Here is a 12,596-nt window from a genome sequence, read left to right as displayed (position 1 = left end):
TCAGGACTCGCATGCGCATATTGGTTCTTCTGCTGTTTCTGTTGGCGCCCGGCCTGGCGCCGTCGGCCGGTGGCCTGTTCGGCGGTGGTTCGCAGGGTGATTTTCTGCCGGTGGACGAGGCCTTCGCGCTGACGGTCAGCTCGCAGGAGAACGGCGCGACGCTGCTGCACTGGCGAATCGCGCCGGGCTACTACCTCTATCAACAGCGCCTGCAGTTCGACGGCCTGCCGCCCGAGCGTCGGCCGCCGCTGCCCGAAGGCGAGCCGTACAGCGACGAGTTCTTCGGCGATTCGCAGATTTACCGCGACAGCCTCGAACTGCTGATCCCGCCGGGCGCGGAAAAGAGTGTGCGTCTCGGCTGGCAGGGCTGCGCCGATGCCGGGCTCTGCTATCCGCCGCAGACTCGTGAGGTTTCGCTGAGCGGTACCGGCACCGCCTCGGTAGCCTCCGCGCAGGCCGAAGATCAGGCGCTGGTCAGCGGCCTTGAAACCCAGACGCTGGTCTGGAGCCTGCTGGTGTTCTTCGGTCTTGGTCTGTTGCTGGCCTTCACCCCCTGTTCGCTGCCGATGCTGCCGATCCTGGCGGGCATCGTGGTCGGCAGTGGCGCCACCTCGCGCCGTGGTTTCGCCCTGGCGGCGACCTATGTAGTCAGCATGGCGCTGGTCTATGCCGGGCTCGGCGTGCTCGCCGCGCTGCTCGGCGCCAACCTGCAGGCGGCGCTGCAGCAGCCCTGGTTGCTGACTAGTTTCGCCGTGCTGTTCGTGCTGCTGGCGCTGCCGATGTTCGGTTTGTTCGAGCTGCAATTGCCGGCGGTGTTGCGTGATCGTCTGCAGCGTGCCGGTGACCGCCAACGTGGGGGCAGCCTCGCCGGTGCTGGCGCGCTGGGCGTGCTCTCCGGCCTGCTGGTCGGCCCGTGCATGACCGCGCCACTGGCCGCCGCGCTACTGTTCATCGCACAGAGCGGCAGTGCGCTGCAGGGCGGTCTGGTGCTGTTCACGCTGGGGCTGGGCATCGGCACGCCACTGCTGTTGCTGGTGACGGTCGGCCAGCGCTTTCTGCCCAAGCCGGGCGCCTGGATGGACCGGGTCAAGGTGGTGTTCGGTTTCCTCTTTCTCGCAGCGGCGCTGTTCGTCGCGCGGCCGTTGCTGGCCGACTGGCTGTGGCTGGGCCTGTGGGGCGCGCTGCTGGTGGTCCTCGCCACCGCCCTGCTGCATGTGGCGCAGGCAGTGCAGCGCCAGCGCGTGCTCTGTCAGGCCAGCGGCGTTCTGCTGGGGCTGTGGGGCGCAGCGATGTTGCTGGGTGCCGCCGGCGGAGCGGACGATCCGCGTCGGCCGCTGGCGATCTATGCCGGCGGCGTGGCGACGGCCGCGGCTGTCGAAGCCCACGCGCTTGGTTTCAGTGATCCGGCGGTGCTGGATCGCGAGCTGGCGGCAGCCAAGGCGCAGGGCCAGTGGGTGCTGGTCGATTACTACGCCGACTGGTGCGTCTCCTGTAAGGTCATGGAGAAGGAAGTCTTCGGCAACGCCGAGGTGCAGGCGAGCCTGGACGGCGTGCGCGTGCTGCGCCCCGACGTGACCCGCAGCGACGCCGCCAGCCGCGAGCTGCTGGCGCGCTATCAGGTGCTCGGCCCGCCGACATTGCTGTGGATCGGCCCGGATGGCGAGGAGCGCCGTGAACGACGCATCACCGGCGAGGTCGGTGCCAGGGACTTTCTGCAGAACTGGAACCAGACCCGGGAGCGAGGTTGATGCTGACTGTGAATATCGGGCCGCTGGCCCTGGCGGTGCCCCATGTATTGCTGCTGGGCAGCCTGCTGCTGGCGACCCTGACCGGCTGGTGGATCGGCCGCCGCAGCGAGCGCAACCCGGAGCGCCAGCTGTTTCGCCTGCTGCTGGTGGCGCTGCTGGTGGCTCGCCTGGCCTTTGTCGCGCTGTACTGGGCGTACTACCGGGATGACTGGCTGAGCGTCATCGATATCCGTGACGGTGGCTTCATCGCCTGGCCGGGACTGTTCGCCGCGCTGGCGCTGGGCGTCTGGTGGAGCTGGCGCGACCGGGAGCTGCGCAAGCCGCTGGGCATCGCGCTGACGGTGGGCGTCCTCAGCTGGGGCTTCAGTAACCTGGCCTGGCATTCCCTTGAGCAGGGCACGCGCCTACCGGAAATGGCCCTGCGTGACAGCCAGGGCCGTTCGGTGGCGCTGGAGGATTACGCCGGACAGCCGCTGGTGGTCAATCTCTGGGCGACCTGGTGCCCACCGTGCCGACGCGAAATGCCGGTGCTCGCCGAGGCGCAGGCGCGCGAAAGCGACACGCTGTTCCTCTTCGTCAACCAGGGCGAAGGCGAGGGCGAGATCGGCCGCTTCCTGGAAACCGCAGGGCTGGCGCTGGACAACGTCCTGCTCGACAGCGGCGGGCGTCTGGGTCAGCACGTCGGCTCCACGGCGTTGCCCACCACGCTGTTCTACAACGCCGATGGCCGCCAGATCGGCAGCCATCTCGGCGAACTCTCGCACGCCAGCCTGGCGCGCGCGCTGGAAAAACTGAAAGAGGATGCTGCGCAGTGATTCGATTCAAGCCGTTACCTTACCTGCTGGCTGGCGTCAGCCTGCTGGCCCTGTCCGTGGCTCAGGCCGAGGAACTGCCGGAGGCGATCAAGGCCGTCGAGGCGCGTGGTGCCGAGGTCGTCGGCACCTTCGATGCGCCGGGCGGCATGAAAGGCTATGCCGCACGCTACAACGGCCAGGGTATGGCGCTGTATCTCACCCCGGATGGCGAGCACGTGTTGATCGGTAGCCTGCTCGATGCGAAGGGCGAGGACCTGACCCGCGCGCACCTGGAGAAGCTGGTTTACGAACCGCTCGCCAAGGAAATGTGGACGCGCATGGAGAACAGCACCTGGATCACCGACGGCAAGGCCGATGCGCCGCGCATCGTCTACATGTTCAGCGATCCGAACTGCCCCTACTGCAACATGTTCTGGAAGCAGGCGCGGCCCTGGGTCGAGTCAGGCAAGGTGCAGCTGCGGCACATCATGGTCGGCATGTTGCGCGCCGACAGCGCCGGCAAGTCCGCCGCGCTGCTCAGCGCCAGCAAGCCCGCGGCCGCGCTCAACGAGCACGAGGCGGCCGGCAAGGCGAGCAAGCTGAAGCCGTTGGAGAAAATCCCGGCAGCGCTGGAAAAACAGCTCACCGACAACCTGATGCTGATGAGCGAGCTGGGCGCCCAGGCCACGCCGGCGATCTTCTACCTCGACGCCAACGGCCGGCTGCAACAGCACCAGGGCGCGCCGCAGCCGGATGTACTGGAAACGATCATGGGGCCGCGCTGAGGCGGCGCTAGGGGATGCGTGGAAAAGCGCTGCGCGCGTTTTCCACCCTACGGGCGGGGTGATGAAGGTAGGGTGGATGGCCGAAGCCATCCACGCGGTAGGCGATTCGGAAGGACGAATCAAAGAACGCCGAACACCTTCTTCGCCAGGCTGGTGGCCGCCGCCGCCGGATTCTTGCGGATGCTCGCTTCCTGCTCGGCGATCACCGTGAACAGACCGTCCAGCGCCTGCTCGGTCACGTAGCTTTCGATATTGGCGTAACCGCCGGACAGGCCGGTCGGCACCTTCGCCGCCACTGCGTTGTATTGCTGCGCCAGGCCGACCTGATCGGTGGCCTGCTTGACGATGGGCAGGAACTTGGCGCGAATCTGCTCGCGGCTGGATTTGTTCAGGTATTGGGTAGCCGAGTCGTCACCGCCGGCGAGAATCGCCTTGGCATCCTGCACGGTCATCTTGCGTACGGCATCCAGCAGCAGTTGCTGGGCTTCCGGCACCGCCTTCTCGGCGGCGAGGTTCATGCTGTTTTCCAGCTGTTCGACCTGCGCGCCCATGCCGAGCATCTTCAGCATGCGCGAGGCCTTGCCGATGTTGCCCGGCAATTCGATGCGCACATCCGGGTCGCTGCTGAAGCCGCCTGGGCGGCCGAGCTGCTGCACCGCGACCTTGGCGCCCTGGCTGAGGGCATCCTTGAGGCCGGCGCTGGCGTCGCTCTGGGTCAGGTCCGAGAGCGACAGGGCAAAGGCGCCGGCAGACAGCAGCAGGCCGGCGGCAAAGGTGGCGATGCGAAGCATGGGTGGTTCCTCCGAATGGGTGACGGCGATCTTAACAGCTGCCGTGGCGCTTCGAGAGCGTTCAGCTGACGTCGAAGTTGCCCTTGCGCCACAGCTGCGGTGCCATCCCGCTCCAGCGCTTGAATGCGCGGGAGAACGCCGTTTCGTCAGCGTAGCCCAGGTGCAGCGCGAGATCGGTGATCGACTGGGCGGACAGCCGCAGCTGGTGGCGTGCCTCGGCATAGCGCACCTGGTCGAGCAGCCCGCGAAAGCTGTGCCCGTCGCGCTGCAAGGCAATCTGCAGGCTGCGCGGATGCTGACCGAGCAGGCGCGCGACCACCTCCAGCCGCGCCTCGCCGGTGGAGAGGATCGACTGCAACACGTAGCGAATCTGCTCGGCGAGGTCGGCCGGCAGGTGCCGGTTGTGATGGTACTGCTCGATCAAATGCGACTTGAGCTGATGCCGCTGCTCCAGCGGACGCAGGTCGAAGATGCTGCTGTCGGTGACGAAGCCGCTGCTGCGCTGCTCGAACCGCACCGGACAGGGAAATACCCGCGCGTAGTCGGCTGGCTCGCCCAGCGCCGCATGGCCGACCAGCAGCTCGCGTGGTTGCCAGCCGGCGCCGAACAGGCCGGTCATGGTTCGTTGCATCACCCCCAGGCCCAGCTCGCGCAGCTGGCGCAGGTCCACGGCGTCCTGCAGGTGCAGGCGGTATTCCACGTGCAGGCGCTCGCCTTCGCTGTGCAGATGCAGGGCGATGCCCTGGGCATGCAAATGCACGTATTGCTGGGTGAGCTTGAGCACCTCGGCGAAGCTCTCGGCCTGCGCCAGCAGCAGGCCGAACGGGCCGAACACCAGATAGTCGTGATACTCGCTCAACTGCAGGCCGAAGCTGGGCGCCGGTCCCTCGGCGGCGGCCAGATTGAGCGCGCAGGCGAAGCTGGCGTAAGGCACGTACAGGTCCGGCCGGCGCAGCACCAGTGGGTCGAGATCGCAGCGGCGCAGCAGCTCGTGCGGGTTCAGGTCGTAGCGCCGGCACAGGCTGTCGAAGCCGATGAACACGGCGCTGCGGGCGATCTGGGTCATGCTCGGCATCCGTTGGGCGACGGGTGCATTGCGGGCGTTGATTCGCAATATGTCAACCAGGCGTTCGTGAAAAGTCAGGCTGCCAGCACGGCGCTTGCCTAGGCTGGGGGCATTGAATCGCACTTCTGCCAGGAGGCCGGACATGCAGCCTACGCATCATCGTTGTGAAACCCTGGTGATCGGCGCGGGGCTGGCAGGCATCAGCACGGCGCTGGAGCTGCTCGAGCGCGGCCGCCAAGTGCTGCTGCTGGACGCCGCTCCGCGCAGCCAGTGCGGCGGTCAGGCCAACGATGCGTTCGGTGGCATGTTGCTCTGCGGCACGCCGGAACAACGACGCAACAAGGTGCACGACTCGCCCGAGCTGCTGCTGGAAGATTGGCTGCGGGTCGCCGCCTTCGACGCCGACGACCACTGGGGCCGGCGCTGGGCCGAGCACTATGCCGAGCGCAACAAGGCCGACATCTACGACTGGCTGCGCCAGCGCGGCGTGAGCTTCTTCCCGGCGGTGCAGTGGGTCGAGCGCGGCAACTTCGGCGACGGCAACGCGCTGCCGCGCTATCACGTGGCCTGGGGCTGCGGCCGCGGCGTGGCGCAGACGCTGGCGCGGCGGATGTTCGAGCATGCCGGCCTGAGCTGCCTGTTCGAGCATCGTGTGCTGGGCCTGGAGACGCGTAACGGCGCCGTGGTGGGCTGCCACGGCCGCAGCGGCGCGGGCGAGTTTCGCATCGACGCCGAGCACGTCGTGGTGTGCAGCGGCGGCATCAATGGTGACCTGGCCAAGGTGCGTCAGCGCTGGGACCCGTTGTACGGCCCATATCCCGAGAACATCCTCAACGGCACCGACCCGCGCGCCGACGGCGAACTGCATGGGCAGGTGCAGGCCGCCGGCGGCCAGGTGGTCAAGCTCGGACGCATGTGGAACTACGCCGCCGGCATCGCCCATCCCGAACCGCAGTATCCGCAGCATGGCCTGAGCCTGATTCCCTCGCGTTCGGCGCTCTGGCTCGATGCCAGCGGCCGGCGTATCGGCCCGCAGCCGCTGGTAGGCGGCTTCGACACTCATGACCAGTGCAAACGCATCGGCCACCTGCCCGGTCAGTACGGCTGGCAGCTGCTCAACTGGCGCATCGCGATCAAGGAGCTGGCGATTTCCGGCACCGACAGCAATCCGCATTTTCGCGACCGCAAACTGTTGCCGCTGCTCTGGCAGCTCGCCACCGGCAACCGCGACCTGGTGCGCTGGATGATCGAGCGTTGCCCGGATGTGCTGGCGGCCGACACGCTGCCGGAACTGGCTGAAAAGATGGCCGCGCTGACCGCCGATGGCCGTCTCGACCCTGACCTGCTGGCCGCAACGCTGGAACGCTACGACGCCGGAATCCGCCGTGGTCCGGCGTTGTACAACGACGAACAGCTGCGCCGCCTGCAGCAACTGCGGCAGTGGCGCGGCGACCGGGCGCGCACCTGCGCGCCGCGGCCGATCCTCGCAGCCGGCAGCGGGCCGCTGATCGCCATCCGTACCCGCTTGATCAGCCGCAAGAGCATGGGCGGGATGCTCACCGACCTGCATTCGCGGGTACTCGACGCCCACGGCGAGCCGCTGCCGGGCCTGTATGCGGCTGGCGAGGCGGCCGGCTTCGGCGGCGGCGGCATCAGCGGCATCCGCTCGCTGGAAGGCACTTTTCTCTCCAACTGCATCCTCAACGGTCGCCGCGCCGCGCAGACCATCGCCGGCGACGCCTGACCCTCAAGAACAAGCATAAGAACAAGGAGAACCACGATGAAGAAGACCGGCGCCGCACTCGCACGCTTCGCCCTGGAACAGCTGGGCGTCAGCCACACCTTCGGCATTCCCGGCGTGCACAACACCGAGCTGTACGACGAGCTGAACGCTTCGTCCAGCATCCAGCCGGTGCTGGTGACGCACGAATGCGGCGCGGCCTTCATGGCCGATGCGTTCAGCCGCACCGGCTCGAGCATCGGCACGCTGGTGATCGTGCCGGCCGCCGGCGTCACCCACGCCGCCAGCGGCATCGGCGAGGCGGGGCTGGATGGCATTCCCATGCTGATTCTTTCCGGCGGCATCCACAGCGAAAGCGGCCGGCAGTTCCAGTTGCACGACATCGACCAGCACGCGCTGCTGGCGCCGATCACCAAGGCGAGCTTTCGCATCCTCAGTCACGCCGAGGTGATTCCCACGCTGTATGAGGCCTATCGCATCGCCACCACTGGCGAGCCGGGCCCGGTGTTCGTCGAGCTGCCGTACAACATCGGCAACTTCCTCGGCGAGGTGGAGGAGATGCCGGCCTTCACCGCCGAACCACCGGCCCCGCAGCTCGATCCGGCGCTGCTGCGCCAGGCCGCGCGATTGCTGGTCGACGCGCGTCAGCCCGGGCTGTTTCTCGGCTGGGGCGCGATGGGCGCGCAGGCCGAGCTGATCCAGCTGGCCGAACTGCTCGCCGCGCCGGTGTGCACCACCCTGCAGGGGCTCAGCGCCTTCCCGGCCACGCATCCGCTGCATGTCGGCATGGGCTTCGGCGATTACGCGGTGCCGGCCGCGGCCAATGCCTTCGCCGATTGCGACTGCCTGCTGGCGGTGGGCACGCGCTTCGCGGAAATCCCCACCGGCAGCTACAGCATGCCGGTGCCGGCGAAGTTGATTCACCTGGACATCAACCCGCAGGTGTTCGGCGCCAACTACCCCACGCGCGTCGCCCTGGCCGGCGCGGCCGAGCAGCTGATTCCAGCGCTGCTGGCCGAGGTCCGCGCCATACGCAGCGCGCCGCCGCGCAACGAGCTGGCGCAGCGGATCGCCATCGACAAGGCCGCGTATGTGAAGGAGTGGCTGCAGCACGACAGCCACGGGCGGGTGAATCCGGCGGTGTTCTGCCAGGCACTGCGTGCGCAGCTCAGCGACCAGGCGATCGTGGTCGCCGACGACGGCAATCACACCTTCCTGCTGGCCGAGCTGATGCCGATCCACGCGGCGCGCGGTTTCATCTCGCCCAGCGACTTCAATGCGATGGGTTACTGCGTGCCAGGCATGATCGGTGCCAAGCTGGCCAATCCGCAGCGTCAGGTGGTCGGCGTGGTCGGCGACGGCGCGCTGCGCATGACCGGCCTCGAGCTGGTGACCGCCAGCAGTCTGGGGCTCGATCTGGTGCTGTTCGTGTTCAACGATGGCGAGCTGTCGCAGATCGCCCAGGCGCAGGAGATTCCCTACAACCGCAAGACCTGCACCGTGCTGCGGCCGCTCAACCTGGCCGCGCTGGCCGAAACCACCGGCGCGGCGTTCGTCGCCATCGAGAGCAACGAGCAGTGTGCCGACGGCATCACCCGGGCGATGACGCTGGCCGGCGAGGGCCGGCCGGTGCTGGTGGATGTGCGCATCGACTACAGCAAGCGCACGCGCTTCACCGAGGGCGTGGTCAAGGCCACGCTCAAGCGCTTCACCCCGCGCGACAAGCTGCGCGTGGTGAGCCGGGCGCTGTGGCGACGGGTGACCGGTTGAGGAGCACGCCATGAATCTTGCGTCCTACCGCCTGGCCGCCAGCTGCACCGACTACCGGCGCCTGGCCCGGCAGCGCCTGCCGCGCTTTCTGTTCGATTACATCGACGGCGGCGCGAACGACGAGCAGACCCTGCGCGCCAACTGCGAGGATATGCAGCGCCTCAACCTGCGTCAGCGCGTACTGCGCGACGTGGACAACCTCGACACCCGCTGCGAACTGCTCGGTCAGGCCGCCAGCATGCCGCTGGCGCTGGCCCCGCTGGGCATGGCCGGCCTCTATGCGCGCCGCGGCGAGGTGCAGGCGGCGCGGGCAGCGGCGGCGGTCGGCGTGCCGTTCAGTCTGTCCACGGTGGGGATCTGCTCGCTGGCCGAGGTGCACGCGGCAACTGCGCAGAAGTGCTGGTTCCAGCTTTACATGCTGCGTGACCGCGATGCGGTGCAGGGGTTGTTGCAGCAGGCGCGTCGCAACGGCTGCGACACGCTGCTGTTCACCGTCGACCTGCCGGTCGCCGGCATCCGCCGGCGCGACATACGCAACGGCATGCTCGACGCCAGCTGGCGCGGTCGGCTCGCCAAGGCCACGCAACTGGCGCAGCGTCCCGGCTGGCTGCTCGACGTGGGGATTCGCGGCAAGCCGCATCACTTCGGCAACCTCAGCGACCGCGTGGCCGATCCCAGCGACCTGCGCGCCTTCAAGGTCTGGCTGGATGCGCAATTCGACCCGCGCGTGAGCTGGGACGACATCCGCTGGCTGCGCGCGCAATGGTCGGGGCGGCTGGTGCTCAAGGGCATCATGGAAGCGGACGACGCCTTGCGCGCGCTCGATTGCGGCGTCGATGCCATCGTCGTCTCCAACCACGGCGGCCGTCAGCTGGACGGCGTGGCCTCGACCATCCGGCAGCTGCCGGCGGTCGCCGCGGCGCTCGGCGGGCAGCTGCCGATCCTGCTCGATGGCGGCATTCGCAGCGGCGTGGATGTGCTCCGGGCGCGCGCCCTGGGTGCGCAGGGCGTGCTGATCGGCCGCCCCTGGGCCTGGGCGCTGGCGGCCGGCGGCGAGGCGGCGGTGGTGCGGCTGCTGACCAGCCTGCGGGCCGAACTGGCCACGGCGATGGCGCTGTGCGGCGTCAATCGCCAGGAACAGATCGACGCCGGTCTGCTGGAGCGCCGCGACTGAGCTAGTCACGCTGATCGGCATCCGGCTGCGGCGTCACCTCGTCCTCGTGGCGCTCCAGCGCCACCTGGCGGATCGACAGGCGCAGCTCCGCCGGCAGCACGCGCTTGGCCACGCCTTCGGCCACCTCGCCGAGGTCGTCGTGGTAGCCGAGCTTGCCGTTGGCATCGGCGCTCAGCACGTTCTGCTCCAGCAGGCCCTGGATGAAATGGCGGAACAGGCTCTTGTCGAAGAACTCCGGCGCGTTCAGCCCGTGCAGGATCGACAGGCGCTGGGCCATGACCGTGCAGAGGTTTTCCAGCTCCTCGGCAGTCAGGCTGTGCTGGCCGCTGTTGAGCAGCAGCGAGGTGGCCATGTAGAAGCGCTGCAGCGTCTGCACGATCACCCGCGAGAGCAGCGTGAGCAGGACGAACTGCCGCGAACTCGGCGCCGGCCGCACATAGCTTTCGCCGTCCACCTTGAGCAGCCCCTGCTCGACGAACGCCGCCAGCCACTGGTCGATCACCGCTGCGAGTTCGTCCACTTCCCAGCGCATGAACAGCTCGGCGCGCAGGTAGGGGTAGAGCGCCTCGCTGTAGCTCAGGATCTGCGCGCGGCTGATGCGCGAACTGCTCTGGAAGAAGCTCGCCAGCAGCGCCGGCAGGGCGAAGATATGCATCACGTTGTTGCGGTAGTAGGTCATCAGCACCGCGTTCTGCTCGTCCAGATAGAGGATGTCGCCCAGCGCATCCTTCTGTTCGGCGATCAGGTCGAGGCTTTTCACATAGTCGATCAACGCGGCGCCATCGCCTTCCGGCAGCGTGGTATGCGGCGAGTAGGGCACGGCGCGCAGCAGCCGCTGGTAGAGATCGAGAATCCGTGCCAGCGAACGGCGATCCAGCGCCTGGCGGCTGGTGGAGAGCATGGCCAGCGCCACCAGATTCACCGGATTGACCGCTGCCGCCTCGTTCAGGCGCTGGGCGATGCGTTCGGCCAGACGGTTGGTCGTCGCGTTGAGCCAGTCGGGGCGAAACTCCGGCGCATGGTTCTGCTGGCGCCAGCCCGGTTGTTCCTGATCGAGAAACTCGTTGAGCTTGAGCGGTTCACCAAAATTGACCCAGACCTGGCCGAAGCGCTGCCGGAGCGCACCGATGACCTTGAAGATGTCGAAGATCGATTCCTTCTTCTTCGCCGCCCCGCGCAGCTCGCCCAGGTAGGTGCGGCCCTCCAGCACGCGCTCGTAGCCGACATACACCGGCACGAAGAGAATCGGCAGGCGCGAGGAGCGCAGGTAGCTGCGCAGGGTCAGCGCCAGCATGCCGGTCTTCGGCCGCAGCATGCGCCCGGTGCGCGAGCGCCCGCCCTCGACGAAGTACTCCACTGGAAAGCCGCGGCTGAACAGCGTGTGCAGGTATTCGTTGAACACCGCGGTGTACAGCGGGTTGCCTTTGAACGAACGGCGCATGAAGAACGCGCCGCCGCGGCGCAGCAGGCCGCCGATGACCGGCATGTTGAGGTTGATGCCGGCGGCGATGTGCGGCGGCGTCAGGCCGTTGCGGAACAGCAGGTAGGACAGCAGCAGATAGTCGATGTGGCTGCGATGGCAGGGCACATAGATCACCTCGTAGCCGCGCACGGCGTCCTGCAGCGGCTCGATATGGCTGACGCGGATGCCGTCGTAGATCTTGTTCCAGAACCAGGACAGCACCACCTCAAGAAAGCGCACGGCGGTGTAGGCATAGTCCGAGGCGATCTCGTTGGCGTAGCGCAGCGCGCGGGCTTCGGCCTTGTCGACGGCGATATTCTCGCGCGCGGCTTCCTCTCGGATCGCCTCGCGCACCTGCGGGCCGTGTACCAGTCCCTTCACCAAGTTGCGCCGGTGCGACAGGTCCGGGCCGATCACCGCAGTCTTCTGATTGCGGAAGTGCACGCGCAACATGCGGTGCACCATGCGCAGCGTGCGTTCGTGGCCCTTGTTCAGCGCCACCAGTTCGTTGAGCTGGATCGGCGCGGAGAACTGCACGCGCGTCTTGCGCCCCAGCACCAGGATGCTGAGCAGCTTGCGCAGCCGCCCGGTGACCGCCCAGCTGTCGGCGAACAGCAGCTTCCAGGCGCTGGTTTCGCGGTTCGGCGACTGACCCCAGAACACGCTGACCGGGATGATCTGGGCATTCTCCACCGCGTTGTGCTCCAGCGCGCCGACCAGCCGCACCAGGGGCGGCGGGGCGACCAGCCGGGCACGCCGGCCGAACCAGCTGGCCGCCGGATTGAGAAAGAAGAACGCCGCCGGCTCGACATGATCGCCCACCGCTACATCGGCCACCGGGCGCGGCAGTCCGGCCTTGGCACACTCCACATCGAGCACCGCCAGATCGCTCAGCGACGCCTGTTGCAGCACGTAGAACACCGGCTTGCTGCGATCGAGCTTGAGGGTGAAGGCGGACTGGTTGATGGTTTCCGAACGCACCCAGAGGTACAGCAAGCGGCGCAGCGCGGAGAAGATCAGACGGCGAACGGGGGAGCGGGTCATGCGTTGGATTCGACTGTGGAAAGGGGCCAGGCCCTCGAAGGGCGCAAGTGTGACGCATGCGGTGATGGCGGGCAAAACGTCGTCGAATCCGCGCGACCCGGAAGCGAACCGGCGGGATCGGTCCGGCGTCGGTGGTGGGGCGCTTGCGTTCGGCGCCGGCCCTACGACAACCTACCGCGAAGAACCCGTAAGGACTCACCTTCCCATCGCCTCGGAACTTC

Annotated in this window: 9 protein-coding genes; 6 read left to right on the top strand and 3 right to left on the bottom strand. The window is 67.7% G+C overall.

Features of this window, described 5'->3' with window-relative positions; genetic code table 11:
• Positions 1-11: 11 nt before the first annotated feature.
• The 3 genes from dsbD to dsbG are packed head-to-tail and all read left to right on the top strand — an operon-like array spanning position 12 to position 3,327.
• Entirely contained in the window at positions 12-1,748 is a 1,737-nt protein-coding gene (gene dsbD / locus AC0ZJQ_RS12425) for a protein-disulfide reductase DsbD (RefSeq protein WP_155550408.1), read from the top strand.
• On the top strand, positions 1,748-2,563 hold the full coding sequence (locus tag AC0ZJQ_RS12420; RefSeq protein WP_155550409.1) for a TlpA family protein disulfide reductase: 816 nt from the start codon (positions 1,748-1,750) through the stop codon (positions 2,561-2,563). The genes dsbD and AC0ZJQ_RS12420 overlap by 1 nt, the downstream gene beginning before the upstream one ends.
• Positions 2,560-3,327, top strand: coding sequence for a thiol:disulfide interchange protein DsbG (dsbG, locus tag AC0ZJQ_RS12415; RefSeq protein WP_476476759.1), 768 nt, complete (start codon positions 2,560-2,562; stop codon positions 3,325-3,327). The genes AC0ZJQ_RS12420 and dsbG overlap by 4 nt, the downstream gene beginning before the upstream one ends.
• 119 nt (positions 3,328-3,446) lie before the next feature.
• On the opposite strand, the gene AC0ZJQ_RS12410 is transcribed toward dsbG, so the two are convergent.
• Together AC0ZJQ_RS12410 and AC0ZJQ_RS12405 are read right to left on the bottom strand one after the other, a co-directional pair.
• Positions 3,447-4,118, bottom strand: coding sequence for a DUF4197 domain-containing protein (locus AC0ZJQ_RS12410; RefSeq protein ID WP_008570347.1), 672 nt, complete (start codon positions 4,116-4,118; stop codon positions 3,447-3,449).
• Positions 4,119-4,179: 61 nt separating this feature from the next.
• Complete coding sequence (locus AC0ZJQ_RS12405; protein WP_476476758.1) at positions 4,180-5,184, bottom strand: AraC family transcriptional regulator; 1,005 nt, start codon at positions 5,182-5,184, stop codon at positions 4,180-4,182.
• Positions 5,185-5,326: 142 nt separating this feature from the next.
• On the opposite strand from AC0ZJQ_RS12405, the gene AC0ZJQ_RS12400 reads away from it, so the two are divergent.
• From AC0ZJQ_RS12400 to AC0ZJQ_RS12390, 3 genes are read left to right on the top strand one after another with little or no spacing between them, the layout of a single operon-like run.
• A complete protein-coding gene (locus AC0ZJQ_RS12400; protein ID WP_476476757.1) occupies positions 5,327-6,928 on the top strand; it encodes an FAD-dependent oxidoreductase in 1,602 nt (533 codons plus the stop codon).
• A gap of 36 nt (positions 6,929-6,964) precedes the next feature.
• Entirely contained in the window at positions 6,965-8,695 is a 1,731-nt protein-coding gene (locus tag AC0ZJQ_RS12395; protein WP_476476756.1) for a thiamine pyrophosphate-binding protein, read from the top strand.
• 10 nt (positions 8,696-8,705) lie between these two features.
• Positions 8,706-9,869, top strand: a complete 1,164-nt coding sequence (locus tag AC0ZJQ_RS12390) for an L-lactate dehydrogenase (RefSeq protein WP_476476755.1) — start codon at positions 8,706-8,708, stop codon at positions 9,867-9,869.
• A gap of 1 nt (position 9,870) precedes the next feature.
• On the opposite strand, the gene plsB is transcribed toward AC0ZJQ_RS12390, so the two are convergent.
• Positions 9,871-12,375, bottom strand: coding sequence for a glycerol-3-phosphate 1-O-acyltransferase PlsB (gene plsB, locus AC0ZJQ_RS12385; protein WP_476476754.1), 2,505 nt, complete (start codon positions 12,373-12,375; stop codon positions 9,871-9,873).
• Between the last annotated feature and the right edge of the window lie 221 nt (positions 12,376-12,596).

The organism is Stutzerimonas sp. 21-1 (genome assembly GCF_056336065.1).
Note: the sequence above shows the minus strand (reverse complement) of the source record. Positions and strands in the feature narration are given on the sequence as shown.